Origin of the sequence: Kribbella pratensis (assembly GCF_004366075.1) — a bacterium.
In the GTDB taxonomy this organism is placed as follows: domain Bacteria; phylum Actinomycetota; class Actinomycetes; order Propionibacteriales; family Kribbellaceae; genus Kribbella; species Kribbella pratensis.
The window spans coordinates 1,246,220-1,270,557 of record NZ_SODU01000003.1; the positions used below are offsets into that span (position 1 = coordinate 1,246,220).

The following is a 24,338-nucleotide window of genomic DNA, read 5'->3' on the forward strand; positions in this document are numbered from 1 at the left end:
TCAGCCTGGATCGACAGGCAGCGACACCCTGTTTATTCGACGCAGGGTGGTTTCGAGGTCGAACGTCAGCCAGCGGGAGAGTTGGGGATGGGTGGGGTGTTGCCAGAGGCCGTAGGGGCCTCGGCGGGATTCGAGCCAGGTGACCAGCGCTTGCACCTGGCGGTCGTCGGTGGAGGCCCCGCAGCGGGAGGCGAGGTCGAGGACGAAGGCGGGATCGACGGTGACGTAGAACGTGAGCTGTCCCATCGCACGTTCGAGGCCGACGAGGCGGGAGACTTCCCAGCCAAGGCCCGACTCGTCGCGGGTCTCGCGGGCGAGGAGGTGGTCGACGCCGATGCGGGCGGCGTCGGATCGGCTGCGTTGCGGGTGCAGTGCGAGGCAGGCCACCGCACCAGTTGTCGCCGAACGGCAACCTTCGCCGCGGGTGAGTCGCCGGTACTCCTTCTCCGGCGGGCCAGGCCGTCCCGGACCGCCGAGATCGGCTTTGGGTCCGGAGGGCCAGGAGCCGTCGTGGAGTCGTTCGCGCAGAAGCCATTCGTAGGCGTGTTCAGCGCGAGGATCGGTGGCGAAACCGGCGGCGGCGATACCTCGCAACGGTACGACGGTCTGCATGGTGACGAACCGCGGGCCATCCGAGGGCTTGCCTGCGGTCCTGTCGTCGTCGGGCCGCAGCGACCACGAGCCGTCCGGCTGCTGCTGGGAGAAGATCGCATCGACGGCAGCGGCGAGCTCAGGGCCGCGGTAGCCGAGGTACGCGAGTTGGCAGAGCAGGTACCCGGCGTCTTGAGGCCGCTCAGCCGCCGCGAGCCGCCCGAGGAGTGATCGTACGGCGGGACTCGCTGCGATCTCGCCCTGCCAGGCCTTGACGTCGTCATCGTCATCGGTGGCGCCTTCGAGCTCGACAGCCGCGCGCCACCGCAGCGACGGCGACGGGTCTCCGAGCAGGAGCGTGTTCATGGCAACACCGCCCGCACGAATGGCGACGTTGCCGTGTCGGCTTCGGCCAGCTGTTCGGGTTCGCCCTCGAAGACGATCCTTCCGCCGTGAGGTCCACCGCCCGGACCGAGTTCGATCAGCCAGTCGCAGGTGGCGAGCACCATCGGGTCGTGCTCCACCACCAAGACGGTGTTGCCCGCGTCGACGATCGCGTCCAACGCGCGCAGGAGTACGACGACATCGGTGGCCTGCAGGCCGACCGTGGGCTCATCGAGTACGTAGAGGCTACCGACCTTGGACGGACGGGCGAGCTCCTTGGCGAGTTTGAGTCGCTGCGCCTCACCGCCGGAGAGACTCCAACCGGGTTGGCGGACGACGAGGTAGCCAAGGCCGAGCGCGAGGGCTGCGTCGCCCACGCGACGTACGGCGTCGATGTCGCCCCACTCGTCGACGAGCTCACCGATGGTCAACGCTTCGATGTCAGCGAGCGTTCGGTCCCGCTCGCGGAGGGCGACGATCTCGCGACGGTAGCCCGAACCGCCGCAGACTTCGCAGGTCTGGCTCACCGATGGCAGGAACGACATGCTCTGTTGCCACGTTCCTTTCCCGCCGCAGGCGTCGCAGCCGTAGCTGAGGTCCTTCATCGTGATGCCCTGCTCGCGGGCCGCCTCGCTCGCGGCGAACGACTTGCGGACCGCGGTGATGAGCCCGAGGAAGCTGCCGGGTGACGTGATCTCCGCGCGGCCCTGGTCGGCGACGATCGTCCGAGCGGGAGCACCCGAAATGACCTGGTGAACCCCAGGTTCGACGCGGACGATGCCACCGCCGGAGACGTTGGTCGCCGGTCGCACAAGCCCGGGCGCGATCGTGTCGACGACGAGCGAGGACTTCCCCGACCCGGACACACCACACACGCCGGCCCGCACGCCGAGCGGGATGCGTACGTCGAGGCCGCACAGGTTGTTCTCCCGCGCTCCCGTGACCTGCATCCACTCGGTCGGCACGCGGCGGTCGCGCTGCGGGATCGCGATCCGTCCCTCGCGCACCGCACGGGTGACCGACTCGGCGCTGTCGAGGTCGACGAGCCGGCCGCCCGCTCGGCCGGGACCGGGACCGATCTCGATGACGTCGTCGGCGGTACGAATGAGGGTCGCGTCATGTTCGACGGCTATGACGGTGTTGCCGGCGTCGCGCAGTTCGCGCAGGGTGCCGGCGAGCGCGTCCACCTCGGACGGATGCAGACCTCGGGACGGTTCGTCGAGCAGGACGGTCATGCCGACGAGGCCGCCACCGAGTACCGACGCCAGCTTGATCCGTTGCGCCTCCCCCGCGGACAGCGTCCAGGTCGTCCGGTTCATCGTGAGATAGCCGAGCCCGACACGGCCCAGGAATCCGAGCCGGTACGACGCAACGGTACGAGCGTGGGCCGCGTGCGGATCGTCCGGCTCGTCCATCGACGCCAGTACGTCGTACAACTCGGCAAACGTGGCCGAGAACAGGTCGTTGCGGTCGCGACCCGCGATGCGCATCGCCAGGTACGGAGCGCGCAGTCGCTTGCCGCCGCACTCCCGGCACGGAAACGCTCTGGTTTCCAGGCCGCCCAGGTCGAGCCTGGCCCAGTGGTTCAGCCCCACCCAGGACGAATCGCCGTACAGGATCCCGTGCCGGACTTCGTCGCTCAGCTCCGACCACGGCGTCGTACGCGGGTCGAACTGGTACCGCTCCGCGAATGTCCGCATCACGTCGTTGCTGCCGACCACCTCAGGACGGAACCACGCCAGACCTCCGCCAAAGCAGCGGGCCAGTGGAGCGTCGGGCTGTATGAGCGCGGCGAAGTCGAACTCCCGCTCGACGCCGATTCCCAGGCACTGCGGACAGACGGACGCGGGCGACCCCATCAGGTGACGCGGCTCGATCGGCACCGCGCTCGTCGCGCAGTCTCCGCAGACCCACGCTGCTTCCGGCGTCGGTGCGGACCGGCGAACCTGGTCACCACCGCATTCCAGGCACGACCGCACACCGGCGCGCGCCAGGACGAGGGAGACGAGGCGGTCGAGGTCGCTCGACCGGCCAACCGTCGTACGCGCGGCATCCCAGCGCCCGGGCCCACCCGGCGGGAAGGTCGTGCCGGACGCGTCGATGCTGATCGTCGGGCCCAGCCCGCTGAGCGAGTCGACCGGCGCCTCCGGCCCTTCGCGCACCGACTGTCGCTCGTACACCGACAGGCTCTCGAGCAACCGCCGGTCGGCCTCTGCCGCGAGTACGTCGCCGACCAACGACGACTTGCCTGAGCCCGAGACGCCGGTCACGACCGTGAATCGGCCCTTGGTGAACTGGACGTTGATCCCTTGCAGGTTGTGAGCCCGGGCGCCGCGCACCTGGATGACCTCACTCGAGCGCCGGTCGGCCCGCGGCTTGGCGCGGGGCGTCACCCTCGGCCGCTTCTCGGCGACGGCGGGGCCGCAGTGCTGCAGGCGTCCGCCGTCGGGGCCACCACCCGGGCCGAGTTCGATACGCCAGTCGGCGGCGGCGATCACGTCTGCCTGATGTTCGACGACGACCACTGTGCAGCCGTCGGCCGTCAGCTTGTCGAGCACTGTGAGGAGCCGGTCCAGGTCGCCGGGGTGAAGCCCGGTGGTGGGCTCGTCGAGCAGCACGAGATTGCCGGCCTTCGCCTTCGTCACCTCACGGGCCAGGCGGACTCGTTGCGCTTCACCACCGGACAGACTCGGCGACGGTTGTCCAAGCGTGACGTAGCCGAGCCCGACCTCCTGCAGGGTCCGAAGGATGCGTGTCACCGCTGGGTGCTCGGCGAACAACGCGCCGGCCTCGTCAACACTCAACTCCAGCACGTCAGCGATGGACCGGCCCTCCCACATCGCCTCGAGGATCTCGGGCCGGTACCGGCGGCCTTCGCAGACCTCGCACGGAACCCAGATCGGCGCCAGCTCCCTGAGGCTGATGGCGACCGCGCCCATCCCCTCGCACTCCGGGCACGCGCCTTCGCCGCGGTTGAACGTGAACTCCGACGCGGACCGCCCGGTCTGCTGCGCGAACACATCGCGGATCCGATCGAACACCTTCGTGTACGTCGCCGGATTCGACCGCGGGTTGTTGCCCAGCGGTTTCTGATCGACGGCGATCGCTCGCATCGCAGGCGCGTCGATGGCCGAACAACCGACCGGCGCGCCGGCCCGGATCGACGCCAGCAACACGTCGCGAGCGAGAGTGGTTTTGCCTGCTCCCGAAGGGCCTGAGAGGACGGTCAGCGCTCCGAGCGGGATCTCGCAGTCGACAGCGCGCAGGTTGCGCAGGCCGGCGCCGGTGATGCCGATCCGCCGATCACCGATCTTGCGGGCCGCGAGCCGGGCCCGGGTCGGGGCCGAGAAGCCGCGACCCGAGGCGGTGCCGGCCCGCCACAGTTCGGCGGGCGTTCCTTGGAAGACGAGTTCGCCACCGCCACGGCCGCCGGCCGGGCCGATCTCGACGACATCGTCCGCCAGCGCGATCGCCGTACGGTCGTGCTCCACCATCAGGACCGGGCCCGGCAACGCCGCCATTGCCTCGAGCAACGGTTTGAGGTCGGTGTGATGCAGCCCGATGGTGGGCTCGTCGAGGACGTGCAGCAGATCCTCGAGCCGGCCACCGAGGACGACCGCGAGTCGGATCCTTTGCGCCTCCCCCCGCGACAGCGTCGGCATCGGCCTGTCGAGGGTGAGATGGCCGAGGCCGAGCGTGACCAGCGGCCGCAGTCGCCGCAGCAGCTCGTCCCGAACGCGTGCTGCGCGCGGGCCGATCGCGAGGTCCTCGACGAACTCGAGGACCTCGCGCACCGAGCGGGCGAGCAACTCTGTCAGGGCGATCCCGGCGATGCGATGCGACGACGTGTCGATCGCGGCGTCGCGGAACGCCGACGGCTCCAGCGGCCGGACCCAGTCCGAGCAGCTCGGACAGATCGGTGCTCGGAGTACCGGCGTACCACCGAGACGAACCTCGTGTGAGCCCAACGCGTCGGCATGCTCGAGCATGCCGCGAACCTCCGCCGCAGATGCATCCGCCTGCAGGGTGGCGATCCGTACGACGACATCGTGCGGAACCGTCGGGTCGAGCCGAGGCACGCCGCTCTTCGCGGCCCACGGACGCCCGTCGATCGTGACTGCGGCGAACTGGCCCCGGAGGCCGGCGAGCAGTCGCGCGTGACTTCCGTTGAGGTGGCGCACGACCGCCACTTCCACCGGGAGGCGGCCCTTGGCGGCAAGCAGGTCCAGGGCGATGGCGAGCCGTTCTTCTCGCGAGACCGCGTGCACCGGTGCCTGGCACCGCGGACAGGTGACGTCCGCGAATCGCGCGTACAGAATGCGGAGGAACGGATGCAGGCCGACCGACGTCGCAACGGTCGAGGCGGGGTTGACGTTCAGTACGTTCTGAGCGATCGCGACCGCCGGACCCAAGCCATCGATGCTCTTCACCTGCGCGGCCGGCACGCGTGTCCCCGGACGTCCCAGTCCCAGCGACTCGACGAACCGGCGCCGCGCCTCGGTGTAGACCACGTCGAACGCGAGCGACGACTTCCCCGAGCCGGACACACCGACGACCGCGGTCAGGCCGGGTCCGAACGTGACATCGACGTCCCGCAGGTTGTGCTCCGCCGCACCTTGAACTCTCATTGCCTGTTTCCGGACCTATTTCCGGAACGCGGCTCTGGTCGCGGCCGCGGTGGAGCGGTAGTACTCCGGTGGCTCGATGAAGGCCCATTCGTCGAACGGCACGCCGTTGGTGACCGCGCGCCGGTAGCTGAAACAGACGAGGTAGAGGGTGCGGATGTACATGACCGCCTCGAGCCGATCGAGCTCCTCGTCGGTCGGCTCGACATGGCGGCGGTACGCGGTGACGGCGGCTTCGATGCGCTCTTCGTTGGTGAGTCGCGTCGGAGACCAGTCCCCGGTCCCCCAGATCAGGTAGGCGAAATCGGCGAGGCGCGGTCCGCGTCCGGACGCCTTCCAGTTGATTGCCACCGGCCCTCGATCGCCGATCACCGCATGATCGGGGGCGTGCAGGAGGTTGCCGTGCAGCAGGCCGTCGGGAAGGCCGTGACCGTCGTCGGCCGAACGCACCTGGTCCCGGAGGCGTTCGAAGCGCTCGCGATCGGCCGCGGCGACCTTCGTGTCGACCGCGTCGAGAAACGCGAGGCCCGCCAGCAGGTCCTGCCGCGGCGCACCTTCACGGCTCGGGTCCTCACCGCTCGCCCCACCGGCGCGGCTGACCGAGTCGTCGAGAGGTAGCGCGTGCAGCCGTCCGAGCAGATCACCCATGATGGCGAACTTCTCGGCACCATCGGGAAGGTGATCACCTTCGACGAATCGGGTCACGAGGACCGTGCTTCCGTCGAAATCGGACACCGCGTCGGCGACCGCGAGACGCTCCGCCGGAAAGTCGTGCCGCTCGAGGAATCGCAGGATCGCGGCATCGCCCTCGACGCTGGTCCGCCGACGAGCGGGAGGGAACGCCCGCGCGATCCACGGGTCGCCGTCGTTCCGGTCGATGCGGAACACGTAGGTCTTGTGCACACTGACCTTCGTCGCCGCGACCGCATCGATGCCGTAGCGGTTGCGAAGGTGGGCGAGCAGCCGACCGGCCACGGGCTCGTGGTCCATGCGGGAGCCGAGCCCTTCGAGGTCGGTCAGCGCCTCGGTATAGCGCTGCCCCGTCGCCGCGGCATGACGCCGTACGACCTTCTTGAAGTTGCTGTCCCTGGTCATGACAAGCCTCCTCCGACACCCTCGTCCCCAGCGACGCGGTGTTGAGAGATGGCCTGCAGACATCGACGACCGAGAGGGCAGATCCCCTTCGCCACTGGAACCCCGGCTGGGCGGACGTTCCACAGCTCGGCGACCGGTCGACGCCGTTCCGCCAATCTCCCCGACCGGCGTCATCCTTGTCAAGCAGGGTCAAGCAGGGTCAAGCAGGGTCAAGCAGGGTCAAGCGGGAGGGCGACGGTGACCTGGAGGCCGCCGCCTTCCCGGGGGACGGCGGTGACGGTGCCGCCGTGCGCTTCGGTGACCGAGCGGACGATGGACAGGCCCAGACCGGCGCCTTTGGTGCTGACCAGGCGTTCGGCGCCCAGGCGGTAGAAGGGTTTGAAGAGGGATTCGACTTCGTACGGCGGGATCTCCGGGCCGGTGTTCGTGACCACGATCTGCACGCAATCGTCGGCTGTCCTGCTGAGCACCCGGACCCACCGCTCCCCCGAGGGCTGGTTGTGGCGGATACCGTTCTCGACCAGGTTGTGGACCAGTCGTTCCAGCAACAACGCGTCGCCGCGTGTGGGCGCCTCGCCGGGGCTGCGGATCAGCTCGACGCCGGCCGCGGCGGCTTCTGTGGTGAGTTGGGCGGTGACGTGGTTGACGACGTCGGCGAGGTTTACCGGGTAGACAGTCGACAGGTGTCTCTCGGAGTCCGCGAGGATCAGCAGCCCGTCGATGAGTTGCTCGTGGCGGGCGTTGATCGTCAGGAGGCTCTCGCCCAGTTCCTTGACGTCCGTGGACGCCGTACGTCGATGCATTGCCACTTCGACCAGCGCGCGGCCGAGGGTCAACGGCGTACGGAGTTCGTGGGAGGCGTTGGCGACGAAGCGGCGTTGGCCGTCGAACGAATGGTCCAGGCGCTCGACCATCGTGTCGAAGGCGTCGGCCAGGTTCTTCACCTCGTCGTCGGGGCCCTTCAACGCGATCCGCTCGTGCAGCGCGGACGGCGTCAAAGCGATCCGCCGCGCCGTGTCGGTGACGCGATGCAAGGGCGCCAGCACCCGCCCCGCCACCAACCACCCGAATCCCGCCGCCAGCCCACCCACCAGGACCAGCGCGATACTCCCTTGCGTCAGCAGCGACTTGATCGCGGCTTGCCTCACCTGCTCGCGCTGCTCGTTCATCACCCGTTCCGCGTCGGAGCCCGTCAGCAGAGCACCGTCCTTGTTCAGCACGTAGGCCTGATCAGGTCGCGGCGGCCTACTGGCAGTGCCCGACGGACTCAGGTACGTCCCCTTCACGATCACCTGGTACTTCTGACCCAGGTTCGCGGTGAACAGGGCGTACGTCACCCCGAGCAGGACCACGCCGGCGACCATGAACAGGCCGCCGTACAGCAGCGTCAGCCGCCCCCGTAACGTCAGCCGCCTCACGGGATGCGGTAGCCGACGCCGGTGACGGTCTCGACCAGGCCCGGCTCGCCCAGTTTCCGGCGCAGCTTCAGGATCGTCAGCCGGACCGCTCCGGTGAACGGGTCCACGTGCTCGTCCCATGCCTTCTCCAGCAGTTGTTCGGCCGACACGGTCGCGCCGTCGGCTCGCAGCAGCTCCACGAGTACGGCGAATTCCTTCTTCGACAACGGCACGTACCGGCCGTCCCGGAAAACTTCGTGCCGCGCCGGGTCGAGGGTGACCCCGGCGCGTCGCAGTACGGGCGGATCGGCCGGGCGGCTCCGCCGGCCCAGCGCCAGTACTCGCGCGGCCAGCTCGGCGAACGCGAACGGCTTGGTCAAGTAGTCGTCCGCGCCCAGTCCGAGCCCCTCGACACGGTCGGTCACGGCGGCCGCCGCGGTCAGCATCAGCACCCGCGTGGCAGATCCGGAAGCCACCAGCTGACGGCACACCTCGTCCCCGTGGACGACCGGAATGTCGCGGTCCAGCACGAGTACGTCGTACGCGTTCACCGACAGCCGTTCCAGCGCCGCGCCGCCGTCACCGGCCACGTCGACGGCATGTGAGTCGTCGCGCAGCCATTCCGCGATCGCTGCCGCCAGCAACGGCTCGTCCTCGACCACCAGTACCCGCACGCACCCCATGATCCCCGACATCGGTGTTTCCGCCGTGTTTCCGCACTCGGAAACGGTCCGGAAACGGCCGACCGAGAAAGGTTTGGCGGAAACGAGAGGAGCACCGATGCGCAACACCATTCTGGCCGTTTCCGTTCTGGTCGCCGGCCTGATCCTGACCGGCTGCGGGGCCGACGAGCCCGATGCCCAGGTCGCCTCCGGGGGCGGAGGGCAGCAGTCCACGGCGCCGAGCAGTGCGCCGGCCAGCCTCAGCCGGGACGAGATGGCGGTCAAGTTCACCCAGTGCCTGCGGGAGAACGGCCTGAACGTCCCGGACCCGGAACCGGGCAAGGGCCCGATGCTGAAGTTCGACAAGGGCTCCGGAGTCACGCAGGAGCTGGTCGAGAAGGCCATGCAGGCGTGCCAGCAGTACAACCCGCAGGCTCAGGGCAGCGCCAACCCGCAGCAGGCGGAAAACGGCAGAAAGTACGCCGAGTGCATGCGGAAAAACGGGGTCGAGAAGTTTCCGGACCCGAAGCCGGACCAGCGCGGCATCATGATCGGGCCGGGCGTGGCGGACGATCCCGACTTCAAGAAGGCGCAGGACGCCTGCCAGAGCATCCTGGCGGGACGCTGATGCGTAAGGCACTCACAGCTGTGGCCGTCCTGGCGGCCGGGGGCGCCGCAAGCGCGTTCCTGGTCAGCCGGGGCGACACCAGCCAGGCAACGAACCCGGCCGCGCAGGCCGTGCCGATCAACACGACCAAGGTCACGCAGCAGACCTTGAAGGACACCGAGACCCAGGACGGCACACTCGGATTCGGTACGTCGTCCTCCGCGGTCAACCGGGTCGCCGGCACGGTCACCGCCGTACCGGACAGCGGGCAGGAGCTGCGCCGCGGAAGCACCGTGTACAGCATCGACAACACGCCGACGACCTTGCTGTACGGCGCGCTCCCGGCGTACCGCAGGCTCGCGATCGGGACCGAGGGCACCGATGTCCTACAGCTCGAGCAGAACCTGAAGGCGATGGGCTACACCGGGTTCACCGTGGACGACGAGTACACCGACGCGACCGCCGATGCGGTCGAGGAGTGGCAGGAGGACCTCGGCCTGGACGAGACGGGCGTCGTCGAGCTCGGCAGCGTCCTGTTCGCGCCGGGTCATCTGCGGGTCGACAGCGTGCAGGCCGAGGAAGGTTCACCGCTCGGCCCGAACCAGCCGGTGCTGACCTACACCGGCACCACCCGCGCCGTCACCGTCCAGCTCGACGCGGCGGACCAGCGGCTGGCGACGCTCAACGCCGCGGTCACCGTCGCACTCCCGGACGGAAAGTCGGTGCCCGGAAAGATCCAGAAAGTTTCCACGGTGATCATCCCGGCGGAAAGCCCGGACAAGGATCCGGAAACCAAGGTCGAGGTGATCGTTGCCATCGCCGACCAGAAGGCGGTGGCTGCCTGGTCGTCCGCGGCCGTCGACGTCACGTTCACGGCCTCGGAACGCAAGAACGTGCTGACCGTTCCGGTCGCGGCTCTGGTCGCGCTCCGGGAGGGCGGCTTCGGAGTCGAGGTCACGGACGGTACGACGTCGCGGTACGTGCCGGTGAAGACCGGGCTGTTCGCGAGCGGCCAGGTCGAGATCATCGGCACCGGCATCACGGCCGGCACCACGGTGGGGATCCCCAAGTGATCGAGCTGAGCGAGGTGACCAAGGTGTACCCGGGCGGGGTGAACGCGCTCGGAGGTGTGAGTCTGCGGATCGATCCCGGCGAACTGGTCGCGATCGTCGGCCCGTCGGGCTCCGGCAAGTCGACGATGCTGAACGTCCTCGGCACCCTCGACCGCCCGACCTCCGGAACGGTCCGGATCGACCGGTACGACGTGGCGCGGCTGTCCGACGCGGGGCTGTCGGCGTTGCGCGCGACGCGGATCGGGTTCGTGTTCCAGCAGTTCCATCTCGCGGCCGGCGTCCGGGCGGTCGACAACGTCGCCGACGGGCTGCTCTACTCCGGTCTCCGCCTGTCGGTACGCCGGAAGCGCGCGGCGGCTGCCCTGGAACGGGTCGGTCTCGCGCACCGCCTCGATCACGAGCCGCACGAGCTGTCCGGCGGCGAGCGGCAACGCGTAGCTGTCGCGCGGGCAGTCGCCGGCGAACCCGCCGTACTGCTGGCCGACGAGCCGACCGGGGCACTGGATTCCGCGTCGGGCGCAGGCGTGATGCAACTACTACGAGACCTGCACTCCGCCGGAACGACGGTCGTGGTGATCACGCACGACCGCGACATCGCAGCCTCCCTCCCCCGCCAGATCCGGATGCGCGACGGCATCATCATCGAGGAGGTGCACGCATGACCAGCGAACCGGGACAAACCCAAGGCGGCCCGCGCGGTGAGCCGATGTCGGCACCGGGCGCGGGCGGCGGACGCGATGAGCCGGCGCCGGGTCGGGGGCGGCGGAGCGGCGAACTCAAACCCGCGTCTTTGAAGCTCCGGGATGTCGTACGCGTGGGTGCGGTCGGGTTGCGGACTCGGCCGATGCGGGCGTTCCTGTCCGCGCTGGGGATCGCGATCGGGATCGCCGCGATGGTCGCGGTGGTCGGCATCTCGTCGTCCTCGCGAGCCGAGCTCGACGGACAACTCGATGCCCTGGGCACCAACCTGCTGACGGTCACCCCCGGCACCCGCCTGACCGGCGAACAGGCCCAACTGCCGCTCGCCGCCGAATCCATGGTCCGCCGGATCCCACCGGTGCGTGCCGAGTCCGCGATCGGCAAGGTCGACGACGCATCGGTCTACCGGACCAACAAGATCCCGGACGTGCAGACCAACGGCATCATCGCGTATGCCGCCCGTACCAACCTGCTCGACACCATCGGCGCAACCATCCGCAGCGGAAAGTGGATCGACGCCGCGACCGGCAGCTATCCGGCGACCGTCCTCGGCGCGAGCGCAGCCGAGCGGCTGGGGATCACCAAGGCAGGCCCGGACACGCAGGTGCTGATCGGCAACCAGTGGTTCACCGTCCTCGGCATCCTCGAACCCGCCGCGCTCGCACCCGAGCTGGACAGCGCCGCGCTGATGGGCTGGCCCGCGGCGAGCGATCTGTCCTTCGACGGGCACCCGACCACGATCTACACCCGCTCGGACGACACCCAGGTGCCGGCGGTCCGATCGGTGCTCGGCGCAACGGCCAATCCGGAAGCGCCGAACGAGGTCGAGGTGTCGCGGCCGTCCGACGCGCTCGCCGCGAAGCAGGCAGCCGGCCAAGCGTTCACCGGGCTCCTACTCGGCCTGGGCGCGGTCGCGCTGCTGGTGGGCGGCGTCGGGGTCGCGAACATCATGGTGATCTCGGTCCTCGAACGTCGCGCCGAGATCGGACTGCGCCGATCGCTCGGAGCGACCCGCGGCCAGATCCGCACCCAGTTCCTGACCGAGTCGCTGCTGCTGTCCGCGCTCGGCGGGGTCGGCGGGGCATTACTCGGATCCGCGGTCACCGCGGCCTATGCGTCGTACCAGAACTGGTTGACCGTCATCCCGGTCTGGGCACTGGCCGGCGGCGTCGCGGCGACCCTGGTGATCGGTGGACTCGCCGGTCTGTACCCGGCCGTCCGGGCGTCTCGGCTTTCACCAACGGAGGCCCTGGCTACTCCTTAGAAGACGACGACGCCGATGCCGGTGAGCGCGAGCTGGATCAGCGCCACCGGCACCAGGCCCTGCCACGCCAGCTTCTGCAACTGGTCGGCGCGCATCCGCGGGAACGAGACCCGTACCCAGATCACCACGACCGAGACGAAGGCGACCTTCAACAGCGTCCAGATCCAGCCGATCGACTCCGGCCCGGGACCGCTCCAGCCGCCGAGGAACAGGACCGTGGTGAGGCCCGCGAGTACGACGATCCCGGCGTACTCGGCGAGCAGGAACATCGCGAACCGGAGCCCGGTGTACTCGGTGTACGGGCCGAAGATCACCTCGGAGTCCGCGACCGGCATGTCGAACGGCGGCCGCTGCAGCTCGGCCAGGCCGGCGATGAAGAACACGACCAGACCGGGCAGCTGCCAGAGCAACCACCACGGGTTCCACGCGTGCGCGATGCCGGTCAGGCTGAGCGACCCGGCCGCGACCGCGACACTCGCCGCGGACAGCACGAAGGGCAGCTCGTAGCTCATCAGCTGCGCCGCGACCCGGAGCCCGCCGAGCAGGCTGTACTTGTTCCCGCTGCCCCAGCCGGCCATCAGCGACCCGAGGACACCGATGCTCATCACCGCGATCACGAAGAACAGGCCCGAGTCCAGGTCGGCGCCGACGACACCCGGCGCCAGCGGGATCGCGGCCAGCGCGGCCATGTACGGCAGGATCGCGACGATCGGGGCCCACTCGAACACCCGCTTGTCGGCGGCGGCCGGGACCACGCTCTCCTTCTGGACGAACTTCACCCCGTCCGCGACCAGCTGCGCCCAGCCGTGGAACCCGCCGGCGTACATCGGGCCGAGCCGCGACTGCATGTGCGCCATCACCTTGTGCTCGGCCTGACCGACCAGCAAGGGCGCCACCAGGAAGGCGACCAGAACGCCCACCACCCGCACCACGAACTCCAGCATGCCCGCCAGCCTAGTGGCTTCTGCTTGACCTCAACCAACGTTGAGGTCACAGGCTGGCTCCCATGACCACGATTGTTGTTACCGGAGCCACTGGCCGCGTCGGCCGCCATGTCGTCGACGGGCTGCGCGCCGCGGGCGTGACCGTTCGCGCCCTCGTCCGTACGCCGGACCTCGCCGGCTTCCCGCCGGACGTCGAACTGATCAAGGGCGATCTCTACGATCCCGCCGCCGTACGCCGGGCTGCGGCGGACGTCGACGCCGCGTTCCTGCTGTGGCCGTCGTTCAGCGCCGACGGAGCCGCCGACGTAGTGGCCGAACTGCCGCGGCGGGTCGTCTACCTGTCCTCGTTGAGCGCACCGTCCGGCGGGGTGTGGGCCGACGTGGAAGAGCTCCTTCGGGACAAGGATTGGACGTTCGTGCGACCGGGTGGATTCGCGGTCAACGCGCAGACCTGGGCTGAGCAGTTCCGCAGCGGTGATGTCGTCCGAGTCGCATCGCCCGAGGCCGGCCGGTCGTTGATCCACGAACGGGACATCGCCGCGGTCGCCGTACTCGCGCTCCTGAACGACCAGCACATCGGCCAGACCTACGACCTCACCGGACCCGAGGTGCTGACGCAGGCCGAGCAGATCCGGACCATCGCGCGGGCGATCGGCAAACAGATGCGGGTCGAGGCGCTGACCGACGCGGAGGCGCGGCAGGCGATGCTCGACCTCGGCGCCGACCCGATCCTCGCCGAGAGCTCGGTCGCCTACTGGGCCTCGCTCGTCGACAACCCCGAGCCGGTCACCACCACCGTCACCGAACTCACCGGCCGCCCCGCGCTCACGTTCGCCGAGTGGGCGGACGAGCACGCCGACGAGTTCCGCGTCCTGTCCGCGGCCGAGGTCGCCCGGCGGTACGTCGATGCGCTGTCGACCGGCCGTCTCGACCAGGCACTCGCGCTCTTGGCACCCGAGGTCGTACGCGTCGCACCGCTCGAGACCGGTGGCGAGGAGATCGAGGTCAAAGGCGCCGACGCCATCCTCGAGAACGCCCGCCGCCTGAACGCCGACATCGAGTACCTCGGCGTTCACATCGTCGGCCCACTACTCCTCGACGATCACTTCGCCGTCCGCTTCACCTTCGACCAACTGAACGTCCGAACCGGCACCCGCTCCCAAACCACCAAACTCTCCCTCTACACAGTCCGAGCCGCCCAAATAACCCGAGAAGAGGTCTTCTACTACACGCCACCGCACGTTTGAAATCATCAAACTTCGCCTAGGAGGTGATGCCATGAGTGATGATCTGCACCAAGAGCCCAACCAGGAGACCGAGCGCTCGGAGGTTGCGGTGACCCTTGCCGATCTCCAGCGGCTCTCGGAGCTCGCTCGCGACCTGGAGGACCCTGAGGTGATGGACCAGGCTTGGTCATGACAGCGGTAGTTGGAGCCAGCCGCCGATGTCTTGGCGGCCGGATTTGAGGGCGGCGGTTCGGGCGCCGTGGTTGGCTTCGTGGATGGTGCCGATCAGGATGCGGGTCGGGTCGGGGAGGGACTGGGCCAGGAGAGCGCTGAGGTGGGGGCCGTAGCCGTGGCCTCGGTGTTGTGGAGCCAGGACCAGTTCGCGGACGACGTACGCGGGGAGGCCTAGTGCGTCGTCGGGCTTGATGATGGCGGCGGCGTACCCGGCCCACTCGTCGTTCACCGTGACGTCGAACAGCAGGCCTTCGTCCGCTGCCTCCTGGAGGTCCTCGCGATCCTGGATGGTTGCTTCCTCGCGGTGGTGCGGGTGGTCGGCATCGACCGCGGCGTACGCGCGGCGGGCCTCGTCGTAGTGGTCGACGGTCTTCGCCGGCCGGAGCGCCAGGCCGGGTGGTACGTCGCGCGCGCGGAGCTCACGGATCGGCGCGGCGAGGAAGCGGCGGTCGGGGACGGTACCGGGAATGCCCGCGTCGGCGCTCCACAGGCGGACGTAGAGCGGGTGGTGGATGCCGTAGTGCTCTTGGGCGGCTGCGGCCAGGGCGGGCAGGTCGGATGGTTTCGGCGACCGGCTCATCGGGGTCGCGTCGACGAACGGCCTTGTGGGGTTCAGGTTTTCGAAGCGCATGCCGAGCATCGCGTGCAGGTCGTTGCCTACGGCAATCCAGCGGTTGAGCATCGCCTCGGGCGGCGTTCCCGGCGCCAGGCGTTCGGTGCGCTGGGTGGCGATCTCGAGGTCCTCGGCCAGCAGGATGTCCAGCGCGGCATGCTCCTCGGCGAGCGTCGCCAGGCGTTGCGCGTCGTCCACCCAGGTCCGGGTGATCGGATGCTGCCGCTCGAGCGTGTACCGCGCCAGCTCTTCCGCAGACGGAATCACGACGGCACATCACCCGTCGGCGGATCAGCGGGCGGGTCGGCCGGTGGTGCGGTGGGCGGGGCGTCGGCCGCCGGTGGTGCGGTTGGGGTGGATTGGCGGCGGGCGCGGCGTTCTCCGCCTGCACCTGCTCGGCGGGGGCGAGCGGGGGTGGCGGCGGCTTCGGCCGGGGCCAGGGGGTCGGGGTCGGGTGATCCGGGCGGGCGGGGGCCCCAGGTTTCTGGGTCGGGGACGCCGGGTGGGAGTGTGCGGCGGCGGCTCGGGGCGCCCGACGGCGCGTGGTCCGACTCGCCCGGTTCCTTCGCGCCGGGCCACGGCTTCGCGACCCGTGACGCGAGCACGAACTCCTTCCGCAGCGGGTGCCCCTCGAACTCGTCCGGCAGCAGCAGCGTCGTCAGGTTCGGATGCCCCTCGAAGGCGATCCCGAACATCTCGTACGTCTCCCGCTCGTGCCAGTTCGCCCCGGCGTACAACTCCGACAGCGTCGCCAGTACGGCGTTGCCGCGCGGCACCAACGTCCGCACGAGCACGTGGTCGACATGCGAGCCGCCCCAGAAGTCCGCGAGATGCGACACCACCCGGAAGCCGTCCTTGAGCTCGTCGGACGCGCTCAGGAAATCGAAGAACGTGAGACCGACCGCGTCCCGCAGTACCTCGTGCGCCGCGACCCACGACTCCGGCGGTACGTCGAGCGCGATCGGCCCGAAGCTGTCCGCCGACGTCGCGGCGATCCCGGCACCCGTCAGCGCCTCGAGCGCGTCGGTGCTCAAGGCTGCACCAGCCCCCGGGTGAGAGCGGCCGCGGACGGCTCGTCGTACCGGCTCGCCAGGGGCTCCCCGGCGATCTTCTCCTGCAGCTTGAGGATGCCCTGCAGCAACGCCTCCGGCCGCGGCGGGCAACCCGGCACATAAACGTCGACCGGGATGATCTGGTCGACGCCCTTCGTCACGCAGTACGAGTCCCAGTACGGGCCGCCGGAGTTCGAGCAGGAGCCGAACGAGATCACGTACTTCGGCTCCGGCATCTGGTCGTACAGCCGCTTGATCGCCGGCGCCATCTTGTCGGTCACGGTGCCCGACACCACCATCAGGTCGGCCTGTCGCGGTCCGGGCGCGAACGGGATCACGCCGAGCCGGATGAAGTCGTGCCGGCCCATCGACGCCGCGATGAACTCGATCGCGCAGCACGCGAGCCCGAAGTTGAACACCCAGAGCGAGTACTTCCGGCCCCAGTTCAGCAGGTACCGGACCGGCTCCGGCGCGAGCCTCGCCAACGCACCCACCGCCGGCCGCACGGTCGGCATCCCCAGCTCGATCTCACCCACAGACCTCACCCTAGTCCGGTGACCGGCGACCAGGGGCATCTGTTGACCATGACGTGGCGCGGGCCTACCGTGATTGAACAGGACTGAACAGGTTCTTCGAGGAGCCGATATGACCGACCAGGTCGAGGTGCAGCAGACCCGCGCGCTCGCGGTGGAGAGCAACGGGCTGAACGTGATCGCGGACGCGGAGCGGAAGGGCCGCCCGAACCAGCTGTTCTGGCCGTGGTTCGGCGCCAACGTGTCCGTGCTCGGGCTGAGCTACGGCGCGTTCGCGCTCGGGTTCGGGATCTCGTTCTGGCAGGCGGTGATCGCCGGGCTGCTCGGGGTGGTGTTCTCGTTCCTGCTCTGCGGGCTGATCGCCCTCGCCGGAAAACGTGGTTCGGCGCCGACCATGGTGCTCAGCCGGGCCGCGTTCGGTGTCCGCGGAAACAAGATTCCGTCACTGGTTTCCTGGCTGCTGACCGTCGGCTGGGAGACCGTGCTGACGATCCTGGCGACGCTGGCGACCGCGACCGTGTTCGAGCGGCTCGGCTGGGGCGGCGGCACGCTGACCAAGGTGATCGCGCTGCTCGTGGTCGGTCTGCTGACAGTCGCCTGCGGAGTACTCGGGTTCGACCTGATCATGCGGGCGCAGACAGTCATCACGATCGTCACCGGCGTACTCACGGTCGTCTACATCGTCCTGGTCGCCGATCAGATCCACTGGAGCACCGTCTCTGCGCTGCCGAGCGGGTCCGCGCAGGCGGTGATCGGCGCACTGGTCTTCCTGATGACAGGCTTCGGGCTCGGCTGGGTGAACGCGGCCGCCGACTACTCGCGGTACCTCCCGCGCCGGGCGTCGAGCGGCGGCGTGGTCGGCTGGACCACGTTCGGCGGTTCGCTGGCTCCCGTCGTACTGCTGGTGTTCGGTCTGCTGCTGGCGGGTTCGTCGGAGGATCTGTCGAAAGCGATCGGCGCGGACCCGATCGGGGCGCTCGCCGAGGCGTTGCCGACGTGGTTCCTGGTGCCGTTCGTGATCGTGGCGGTGCTCGGGCTGGTGGGCGGCGCCGTACTGGACATCTACTCGTCCGGGCTCGCGTTGCTCTCGCTCGGGTTGCCGGTGAAGCGGTACGTCGCGGCGTTCATCGACGGTGTGGTGATGATCGCGGGGACCGTGTACGTGGTGTTCTACGGCGGCGAGTTCCTCGGGCAGTTCCAAGGGTTCCTGATCACGCTCGGCGTACCGATCGCGGCGTGGTGCGGGATCATGCTCGCCGACATCGCGTCCCGGCGGCGCGACTACGCGGAGGACGACCTCTACCGGCCTACGGGACGGTACGGCGACGTGCGGTGGCTGCCGGTGGTGACGATGGTCGTTGCCACCGGCATCGGGTGGGGTCTCGTCACGAACGCGCTGGCGTCGTGGCTGACGTGGCAGGGGTACCTGCTCGGGGCGTTCGGTCTCGGCGGCAAGGAAGGCACGTGGGCCTACGCGAACCTCGGCGTACTGGTCGCACTGGTGCTCGGTTTCGTCGTGCAGTGGTTCGGCGGGCGGTCCGCCGTACGGCGTCAGGAGGCCTGATGGTGCTGGCCCTCATCGACCTGCAGCGGATCTTCGCGGACCCGGCGTCCGGGTGGGCGGCACCGGATTTCCAGCGGGTCGTCGAGCCGACTCGCGAGCTGATCAAGCTGTTCGCGCCGGACGTGGTGTTCACGCGGTTCGTCGCGCCGGAGCAGCCTGACGGTGCGTGGGTCGGCTACTACGAGCAGTTTCCGTTCGCGTTGCAGCCGCCGGACTCGCAGGACTATCAGCTGGTCGACGAGTTCAAGGGTGCTTCAACTCTCGACAAGACCACGTTCGGTGCCTGGGGCCCCGAACTGGCGGCGCGGGCCGACGGGCGGCTGGTGCTGGCCGGGGTGTCGACCGATTGCTGCGTGATCAGTACGGCGCTTGCCGCGGTGGACGCCGGCGTACAGGTCCAGGTCGTCGAGGAGGCGTGCGCCGGGTCGACCGCGGAGAACCACGGCAAGGCGATCGACGTGATGCGGCTGTACGCCCCGATGCTGGAGATCGTGAGCGTGGAGCAGTTGCGGTGATGCGCCGGATCTCCCTGAAACACGAGCGGATCGCGCGGGTGCTCGCGCGGGAGATCAAGTCCGGTGTCGTACGGCGGGGCACGCAACTGCCCGGTGAGGTGGAGCTGGCGAAACGGTTCTCGGTCAGCCGGAACACCGTCCGCGCCGCGCTCGCCGTACTCGCCGAGGACAAGCTGATCGCGACGCACACCGGCAAGGGGTCGTACGTGCTGTTCGACGGGCGGCCGCTGGACGGGCGGCTCGGGTGGACGCACGCGTTGTCCGAGCAAGGCGTGGAGACCCGGATGCGGACGGTCCGGATCGAACTGGAGGAGGATCCCGCGCTCGCTGATCGGCTCGGGCTGACGTCGCCTGAGGTGGTCGTCATCGAACGCGTCCGGCAGCTCACGGACGGTACGGCGATCTCGCTCGAGCGCAGCCGGGTTCCGGCGATCGAGTCGCTGCGGGACCTGCCCGAACGCGGGCTGGACAACGGGTCGATCAGCGTCACGCTGAACCGCGCCGGCCTGTACCTCGACCACTGCGAGCAACGTCTTCGAGGCCGTCCCCTCACCCCCGTCGAGGCCGGCCACCTGGCCCGCCCGGACGGCACCTGGTTCCTGCACACCACCCGAACCAGCTGGACCGCCACCGACACCTTCGCCGAACACGCCGACGAACTCCTCGACCCCACCCACTACGAACTGAGCCTGACCTACCGCAGCTAAACGACACCGCCTAGCGGCGGCGACAGTCCTCTTGCGCCTTCGGCGGACGGTCCCGTGGTCCCGCGCAGAGGCCCCACCGCCGAGCTGCTGCACCCCTCCGCGCATGCTCCCACCGAGTCGTGGCGATCGGCTGACACCGCAATCCTCGAGTCGTGGATCAAGGTCGGCGACACCAGCCATTTCCCACGACTCGGCGAACCAGCCGCCGCGCGGCGGTGGCGGAGGTGGGCGGGGCGGGAGGTGGGCTGCGGGCAAAGTGCGTCGGCAGGTCGACAGGAGGTGTTGGGGATGGAGGGGGCTGCGGTCGTGGTGCTGAGCGGGGCGGGTGGCCGGGTGGGGTGAGACGTCCTGTCGAGGTGCTGATTCGGTCCACCTAAGGAGGTTGTTGCCTCGGGCATAGGGAGTTGTGCTGATGTGGGGGGCTGCCTCAGACGAGCACTGTCTACTCATCGACAGGAGCTCGGAGGACATCATGTTCGTTTACTCGACTGACGCGGTGCGGGCGGAGATCAAGTACCGGCAGGACCGGATCCGGCGGGACTACCAGCGTCCGCTGTGGTTCCTGCCCAAGCGTGCGCCGCAGCCGCCCCAGCCCTGCGCGCCCGAACTTCGGGCCCGTCCCGCGATGTGACCGCACGATCACCGCCCCAGCCCCCTCCCCCAAGGCGCGGCCGGCTCTTCGGAGCCGGCCGCGCCACCGTCTTTTCGGCCCCCTAGGACCCCCTCAGAGCACCTAGGTACCGCCCACCCGCGGGGATAGGGAGGACTTCCGATGTGCCGGTCCTCCTCAGACGAGCAGATTTACACCTGTCGGCAAGCAGCCGGCACAGACAACCGGAGGAACACATGTTCACCAACGCATCGGTCAAGGCAGAGGTCGACTACCGCAGGGAGCGCCTCAGCCGTGACTTCCGGCAGACCCGGAACACCCGGAGCCGCCGGACCATCAGCCACCTGTTCGGCCGGAAAGCCTGAAGGGAGGGAAACCATGATGATCAACATGCCACTGACCCCGGAAGCCATGAAGGCGGAATCGGCCTACCGGCTGGAGCGCGCCAAGCGTGACTTCCGGGTCGCGAACCGCCGCAAGCGCACGGAGCGGGCCGCACAGTCCGAGCCACGCCACGCCCTTCGACCCCGCCCGGCCGCATGACCGCCGAAACCGCCGTCCCCGATCGAGAACTCACGATCAGGGACGGCGTTTCTGCGCCTGGGAGAAAGGCCGGGAGCAGCCGGCGGACGGGATACCGTCGATTTGTGTCGGCACCAGGGGCGAAGATGGACGACGTGCCCTGGAACTCGACACCTCTCGTCGGCCGCTCATCCGAGATGGCCAGTCTGCTCAGCGCCGTGGACGACGCCAGGACGCGTCGGGCCGGCGCCGTGCTGCTGTCCGGTGACGCCGGCGTCGGCAAGACCCGGTTACTGGACGAGGTGGCGACCGGCGCGCACGAGCGCGGGTTCGGCGTCCTGGTCGGGCACTGCACCGACTTCGGCGACGCCGGCCTGCCGTACCAGCCGTTCTCGGAGATCTTCGGCCGGCTGGCCGGCGACCGCCCCGACCTCGTCGAGGGCGTGCTGACCAACTTCCCGGCGATCGGCCGGCTGCTCCCGGCGCACCGCCTGCTGAGCGCGCAGCCGGTGCCGCAGGAGGGCCAGCTCGACCGGGCTGCCCTGTTCGACGCCGTCCTCGGCGCGTTCACCGCGCTGGCCACCAGCGAGCCGCAACTGGTGATCATCGAGGACGCCCACTGGGCCGACGACTCGACCCGGGACCTGATCGGTTTCCTGATCACCCGGCTGACCTCGCAGCGCCTGGCCCTCGTGGTGTCGTACCGCAGCGACGACCTGCACCGCCGGCACCCGCTGCGCCGCCCGATCGCCGAGTGGTCCCGCAACCCCCGGGTACGTCGCGTGAATCTGCTCCCCCACGACGCAGACGAGGCCCGCACCCTCCTGCACCTGCTGCTCACCGACCCGCTGTCCCCGGCCGAGGAGCGCCGCATCCTCGAGCGGGCCGGCGGCAACGCGTTCTTCACCGAGGAGCTCGCCGCCGCGGCCTCGATGGGTGACGGCGACGCCGTGCCGCCCGACCTCGCCGACCTGCTGCTGGTCCGCCTCGACCCGCTGTCCGACGAGGCCCGCCAGGTCGCTCGCGTGATCGCGGTCGCCGGCCGCCGCGTTCCGCACAACCTGCTCACTGCGGTCGCCAAGCTGCCGGATCGTGAGCTCGACGACGCCCTGCGCGAGCTGATCGACGCCCACATCATCGACGTACCGACCAGCGATCGGTACTACTTCCGCCACGCTCTCCTGGCCGAGGCCGTGTACGACGATCTGCTGCCGGGCGAGCGCGTTCGCCAGCATGCGGCGTACGTGCAGGAGCTGCAGAGCCAGACCGTTGCCGGCACCGCGGCCGAGCTGGCCGGGCACGCCACCCGGTCCCATGACCTGGCCACCGCGTTCGAGGCTCGGGTCCGGGCCGGTCAGGAGGCGCTCTCGGTCGCCGCGCCGCAGGAGGCGCTGAAGCACTACGAGATGGCCCTCGAGCTGTTCCCGAACGCAGCGCCGACGAGCAAGGTCGACAAGACCTGGCTGATCGTCGACACGGCGATGGCGGCCACCCTGTCCTCCCAGCACCTGCGTGCCGTCAAGCTGCTCCGGAAGGCGCTGGCCGACCTGCCGCCCGACGCGCCGAAGCTGCAGCGGGCGGAGCTCCTGCTGCCGCTGGCGGACATCGCGCTGGTCATCGACCAGGACAAGGAGGCGAGCGAAGCGATCTCGCAGGCGCTCAAGCTGGTCCAGGACGAGCCGGCCAGCGTGTTCAAGGCGCAGGTCGCGTCGCTCTACGCCCGCGTGTCCGACGCGCTCGGCCGGCCGATGGAGGCGGAGCGCTGGGCGCACAAGGCGCTCGAGATCGCCCGCGAGGCCGGTCAGGAGTCCGCGGCCAGCGACGCCGGGATCACGCTGGCCCAGCTGCGTCGCCGGGCCGGCGATCCGGAGACCGCCGCGAAGCAGCTCGAGGAGGCCGCCGTACGGGCGCAGCTCACCGGCGATTCGGCCGCCGAGGTGCGCAGCCGTTTCCTGCTCGGGTCGACGCACTACGAGCAGGGCGACCTGCTGAACGCGAAGGCCGCGCTGTCGTTCGCGATGAAACGGGCCGCGGAACTCGGGCGGCAATGGGCGGCGTACGGGTTCGACGCACGCCGGATGCTGGCGCTGACCCAGTTCATGCTCGGCGAGTGGGACGAGGCGGCGGCGACCGCCCGGACGGACGCGATGACGCCGGCGGCGGCCGCGGCGGCGTTGCGGGCGGTGGAGTTCTCGGTCCGCAGCGGACGGGGCGACACCGCGGTCGCGGAGGAGTACGAGCTGTCCCGGAAGTGGTGGGACCTCGACGTGATGCTGCCGATCATCGGGCTGCAGCCGGCCGTGGAGGCATACCTGCGGCTCGACAAGCCGGCTGAGGCCGAGAAGCTGATCGTCGACGTCCACACGCTGCTCACCGACGTGTTCCAGACGGAGTGGCATCTCGCCCGGATCCGGTTCTCCGCGCTCGGCCTGCAGGTGTTGTGCCACCGGGCAGCCGGCGAACCGTCCGCTGCCGCCGACCTGGTCGCCCGCGGCGCCGAGCTCCTCGCGACCGGACAGGCGACCGCGGAGAAAGGGCTGCCGCCGGGCCGGTTGATGGGTGTCGAAGGGCTCGCCTGGCTGGCGCGGGTGGAGTCGGAGTGGGACCGGCTGCGCTGGCTGACCGGGATCGACGCGCCGACGCCGGAGGAACATGTCGCCTCCTGGACGCGGACCACGGACGCCTTCGGGTACGGGTACGTCTTCGAGCAGGCGTGGTCGCGGGTCCGGTTGTCGGCCGCGCTACGCGCCGCGGGGCGGGTCGCCGAGGCGAACGAGCAGACGGCGCTGGCGGCCGAGGTCGGACGGGAGTTGAACGCGCGGCCGCTCCTGGAGGAGGCGGGCGGAGTCGACACCGGTGGCGCCAGTGCGCTGACGTCTCGGGAGACCGAAGTACTGCGCTTGCTGGCGGAGGGACGGACCAACCGGCAGTTGGCGCGCGAGCTGTACATCAGCGAGAAGACCGTCAGCGTGCATGTGTCGAACATCCTCGCGAAGCTCGGCGTCCGCTCCCGCACGGAGGCAGCCGCGGTAGCCCGACGCGACGGACTGCTCGACGGAGATTAGGCCGCTAGCCGTGCTTGCGGTGCCGGTCGCCGGATTCGGTGTCGAGATGCCGGGCCCGGGCGCGGGCCAGGTCGTCACGCGCAGGCATCGGTTCGGCGGGCGGCGTAGCCGTGGGGCGGTCGAGCTCGGTGATGTCGTCGAAGACCTTGCGGGCGTGCCGCATCCGCGCTGCGGCCAGCAGCACGATCCCGGCCGCAGTGAGGGCAATCAATACCCACAGTTGCCACGCCATAGCCTCACCGCCACGTATTCGCCCCGTGTCCCCGAGTAATCACCATAGTCCTGATATCGGCGCTTGGCGACCAGTTGTAAGCATTCCGTCATTCCGGCGCTGAAAAGCTCACGTTTTGTTGCCC

23 protein-coding genes are annotated in these 24,338 nt (G+C 69.5%); 13 read left to right on the forward strand and 10 right to left on the reverse strand.

Annotation, left to right across the window (positions count from 1 at the left end):
• The 5 genes from EV137_RS30295 to EV137_RS30315 all read right to left on the reverse strand — a co-directional run bounded on the left by EV137_RS30295 (position 1) and on the right by EV137_RS30315 (position 8,766).
• Entirely contained in the window at positions 1 to 957 is a 957-nt protein-coding gene (locus EV137_RS30295; protein WP_134131644.1) for a prenyltransferase/squalene oxidase repeat-containing protein, read from the reverse strand.
• Entirely contained in the window at positions 954 to 5,603 is a 4,650-nt protein-coding gene (locus EV137_RS30300) for an excinuclease ABC subunit UvrA (protein WP_134131645.1), read from the reverse strand. Before EV137_RS30300 ends, EV137_RS30295 begins: the two co-directional genes overlap by 4 nt.
• Positions 5,604 to 5,618: 15 nt before the next feature.
• Positions 5,619 to 6,695 (reverse strand): phosphotransferase enzyme family protein, encoded by a 1,077-nt coding sequence (locus tag EV137_RS30305; RefSeq protein ID WP_166680048.1) that lies wholly within the window; start codon positions 6,693 to 6,695, stop codon positions 5,619 to 5,621.
• A gap of 209 nt (positions 6,696 to 6,904) precedes the next feature.
• Entirely contained in the window at positions 6,905 to 8,113 is a 1,209-nt protein-coding gene (locus EV137_RS30310) for a sensor histidine kinase (protein WP_238175637.1), read from the reverse strand.
• On the reverse strand, positions 8,110 to 8,766 hold the full coding sequence (locus EV137_RS30315) for a response regulator transcription factor (RefSeq protein WP_130384769.1): 657 nt from the start codon (positions 8,764 to 8,766) through the stop codon (positions 8,110 to 8,112). Before EV137_RS30315 ends, EV137_RS30310 begins: the two co-directional genes overlap by 4 nt.
• Positions 8,767 to 8,872: 106 nt before the next feature.
• Here EV137_RS30315 and EV137_RS30320 point away from each other — a divergent pair, with 106 nt between their 5' ends.
• The 4 genes from EV137_RS30320 to EV137_RS30335 are packed head-to-tail and all read left to right on the forward strand — an operon-like array spanning position 8,873 to position 12,397.
• Complete coding sequence (locus tag EV137_RS30320; protein WP_134008131.1) at positions 8,873 to 9,382, forward strand: hypothetical protein; 510 nt, start codon at positions 8,873 to 8,875, stop codon at positions 9,380 to 9,382.
• Positions 9,382 to 10,434, forward strand: coding sequence for a peptidoglycan-binding protein (locus EV137_RS30325; protein WP_134131647.1), 1,053 nt, complete (start codon positions 9,382 to 9,384; stop codon positions 10,432 to 10,434). The genes EV137_RS30320 and EV137_RS30325 overlap by 1 nt, the downstream gene beginning before the upstream one ends.
• Positions 10,431 to 11,096 (forward strand): ABC transporter ATP-binding protein, encoded by a 666-nt coding sequence (locus EV137_RS30330; protein ID WP_134131648.1) that lies wholly within the window; start codon positions 10,431 to 10,433, stop codon positions 11,094 to 11,096. The genes EV137_RS30325 and EV137_RS30330 overlap by 4 nt, the downstream gene beginning before the upstream one ends.
• Positions 11,093 to 12,397, forward strand: a complete 1,305-nt coding sequence (locus EV137_RS30335) for an ABC transporter permease (protein ID WP_255517854.1) — start codon at positions 11,093 to 11,095, stop codon at positions 12,395 to 12,397. Before EV137_RS30330 ends, EV137_RS30335 begins: the two co-directional genes overlap by 4 nt.
• Here the strand turns inward: EV137_RS30335 and EV137_RS30340 are convergent.
• Positions 12,394 to 13,341 carry a complex I subunit 1/NuoH family protein gene (locus EV137_RS30340; RefSeq protein ID WP_238175638.1) on the reverse strand — a complete coding sequence of 316 codons (948 nt, stop codon included), beginning with the start codon at positions 13,339 to 13,341 and terminating at the stop codon, positions 12,394 to 12,396. The genes EV137_RS30335 and EV137_RS30340 overlap by 4 nt on opposite strands.
• Before the next feature lie 62 nt (positions 13,342 to 13,403).
• Here EV137_RS30340 and EV137_RS30345 point away from each other — a divergent pair, with 62 nt between their 5' ends.
• Together EV137_RS30345 and EV137_RS40795 are read left to right on the forward strand one after the other, a co-directional pair.
• Positions 13,404 to 14,588 (forward strand): NAD(P)H-binding protein, encoded by a 1,185-nt coding sequence (locus EV137_RS30345; protein ID WP_134131650.1) that lies wholly within the window; start codon positions 13,404 to 13,406, stop codon positions 14,586 to 14,588.
• A gap of 31 nt (positions 14,589 to 14,619) precedes the next feature.
• Complete coding sequence (locus tag EV137_RS40795) at positions 14,620 to 14,760, forward strand: hypothetical protein (RefSeq protein WP_166680049.1); 141 nt, start codon at positions 14,620 to 14,622, stop codon at positions 14,758 to 14,760.
• Here EV137_RS40795 and EV137_RS30350 read toward each other — a convergent pair.
• From EV137_RS30350 to EV137_RS30360, 3 genes are read right to left on the reverse strand one after another with little or no spacing between them, the layout of a single operon-like run.
• Positions 14,755 to 15,681 carry a GNAT family N-acetyltransferase gene (locus tag EV137_RS30350; RefSeq protein ID WP_238175640.1) on the reverse strand — a complete coding sequence of 309 codons (927 nt, stop codon included), beginning with the start codon at positions 15,679 to 15,681 and terminating at the stop codon, positions 14,755 to 14,757. The genes EV137_RS40795 and EV137_RS30350 overlap by 6 nt on opposite strands.
• Complete coding sequence (locus tag EV137_RS30355; protein WP_134131651.1) at positions 15,678 to 16,448, reverse strand: NADH-quinone oxidoreductase subunit C; 771 nt, start codon at positions 16,446 to 16,448, stop codon at positions 15,678 to 15,680. The genes EV137_RS30350 and EV137_RS30355 overlap by 4 nt, the downstream gene beginning before the upstream one ends.
• Entirely contained in the window at positions 16,445 to 16,981 is a 537-nt protein-coding gene (locus tag EV137_RS30360; protein WP_133789680.1) for an NADH-quinone oxidoreductase subunit B, read from the reverse strand. Before EV137_RS30360 ends, EV137_RS30355 begins: the two co-directional genes overlap by 4 nt.
• Positions 16,982 to 17,111: 130 nt before the next feature.
• Between EV137_RS30360 and EV137_RS30365 the strand changes: the two genes are divergently transcribed.
• From EV137_RS30365 to EV137_RS41875, 7 genes are all read left to right on the forward strand, one after another.
• Positions 17,112 to 18,563, forward strand: coding sequence for a purine-cytosine permease family protein (locus EV137_RS30365; RefSeq protein WP_202871201.1), 1,452 nt, complete (start codon positions 17,112 to 17,114; stop codon positions 18,561 to 18,563).
• Entirely contained in the window at positions 18,563 to 19,078 is a 516-nt protein-coding gene (locus EV137_RS30370; protein ID WP_134131652.1) for a cysteine hydrolase family protein, read from the forward strand. The genes EV137_RS30365 and EV137_RS30370 overlap by 1 nt, the downstream gene beginning before the upstream one ends.
• Positions 19,078 to 19,785 (forward strand): GntR family transcriptional regulator, encoded by a 708-nt coding sequence (locus EV137_RS30375; protein WP_134008117.1) that lies wholly within the window; start codon positions 19,078 to 19,080, stop codon positions 19,783 to 19,785. The genes EV137_RS30370 and EV137_RS30375 overlap by 1 nt, the downstream gene beginning before the upstream one ends.
• A 472-nt stretch (positions 19,786 to 20,257) precedes the next feature.
• Complete coding sequence (locus tag EV137_RS40800) at positions 20,258 to 20,416, forward strand: hypothetical protein (RefSeq protein ID WP_166680050.1); 159 nt, start codon at positions 20,258 to 20,260, stop codon at positions 20,414 to 20,416.
• A gap of 215 nt (positions 20,417 to 20,631) precedes the next feature.
• Positions 20,632 to 20,760: a hypothetical protein gene (locus EV137_RS41800; protein WP_255512288.1), complete on the forward strand. Its 129-nt coding sequence runs from the start codon at positions 20,632 to 20,634 to the stop codon at positions 20,758 to 20,760.
• A gap of 13 nt (positions 20,761 to 20,773) precedes the next feature.
• Positions 20,774 to 20,938 (forward strand): hypothetical protein, encoded by a 165-nt coding sequence (locus EV137_RS40805; protein ID WP_166680051.1) that lies wholly within the window; start codon positions 20,774 to 20,776, stop codon positions 20,936 to 20,938.
• A 104-nt stretch (positions 20,939 to 21,042) separates the two neighbouring features.
• A complete protein-coding gene (locus tag EV137_RS41875) occupies positions 21,043 to 23,982 on the forward strand; it encodes a helix-turn-helix transcriptional regulator (RefSeq protein WP_305000164.1) in 2,940 nt (979 codons plus the stop codon).
• A gap of 4 nt (positions 23,983 to 23,986) precedes the next feature.
• On the opposite strand, the gene EV137_RS30385 is transcribed toward EV137_RS41875, so the two are convergent.
• Positions 23,987 to 24,214, reverse strand: coding sequence for a hypothetical protein (locus EV137_RS30385; RefSeq protein WP_134008115.1), 228 nt, complete (start codon positions 24,212 to 24,214; stop codon positions 23,987 to 23,989).
• Positions 24,215 to 24,338 lie beyond the last annotated feature (124 nt).

Coding starts and splice junctions, on each gene's coding strand:
- EV137_RS30365 (WP_202871201.1), top strand. CDS start 17,112: ATGACCGACCAGGTCGAGGTGCAGCAGACCCGCGCGCTCGCGGTGGAG.
- EV137_RS40800 (WP_166680050.1), top strand. CDS start 20,258: ATGTTCGTTTACTCGACTGACGCGGTGCGGGCGGAGATCAAGTACCGG.
- EV137_RS30385 (WP_134008115.1), bottom strand. CDS start 24,214: ATGGCGTGGCAACTGTGGGTATTGATTGCCCTCACTGCGGCCGGGATC.
- EV137_RS30320 (WP_134008131.1), top strand. CDS start 8,873: ATGCGCAACACCATTCTGGCCGTTTCCGTTCTGGTCGCCGGCCTGATC.
- EV137_RS30360 (WP_133789680.1), bottom strand. CDS start 16,981: ATGCCGACCGTGCGGCCGGCGGTGGGTGCGTTGGCGAGGCTCGCGCCG.
- EV137_RS30300 (WP_134131645.1), bottom strand. CDS start 5,603: ATGAGAGTTCAAGGTGCGGCGGAGCACAACCTGCGGGACGTCGATGTC.
- EV137_RS30305 (WP_166680048.1), bottom strand. CDS start 6,695: ATGACCAGGGACAGCAACTTCAAGAAGGTCGTACGGCGTCATGCCGCG.
- EV137_RS40795 (WP_166680049.1), top strand. CDS start 14,620: ATGAGTGATGATCTGCACCAAGAGCCCAACCAGGAGACCGAGCGCTCG.
- EV137_RS30340 (WP_238175638.1), bottom strand. CDS start 13,341: ATGCTGGAGTTCGTGGTGCGGGTGGTGGGCGTTCTGGTCGCCTTCCTG.
- EV137_RS30325 (WP_134131647.1), top strand. CDS start 9,382: ATGCGTAAGGCACTCACAGCTGTGGCCGTCCTGGCGGCCGGGGGCGCC.
- EV137_RS30375 (WP_134008117.1), top strand. CDS start 19,078: ATGCGCCGGATCTCCCTGAAACACGAGCGGATCGCGCGGGTGCTCGCG.
- EV137_RS30345 (WP_134131650.1), top strand. CDS start 13,404: ATGACCACGATTGTTGTTACCGGAGCCACTGGCCGCGTCGGCCGCCAT.
- EV137_RS41800 (WP_255512288.1), top strand. CDS start 20,632: ATGTTCACCAACGCATCGGTCAAGGCAGAGGTCGACTACCGCAGGGAG.
- EV137_RS30370 (WP_134131652.1), top strand. CDS start 18,563: ATGGTGCTGGCCCTCATCGACCTGCAGCGGATCTTCGCGGACCCGGCG.
- EV137_RS30295 (WP_134131644.1), bottom strand. CDS start 957: ATGAACACGCTCCTGCTCGGAGACCCGTCGCCGTCGCTGCGGTGGCGC.
- EV137_RS30335 (WP_255517854.1), top strand. CDS start 11,093: ATGACCAGCGAACCGGGACAAACCCAAGGCGGCCCGCGCGGTGAGCCG.
- EV137_RS40805 (WP_166680051.1), top strand. CDS start 20,774: ATGATGATCAACATGCCACTGACCCCGGAAGCCATGAAGGCGGAATCG.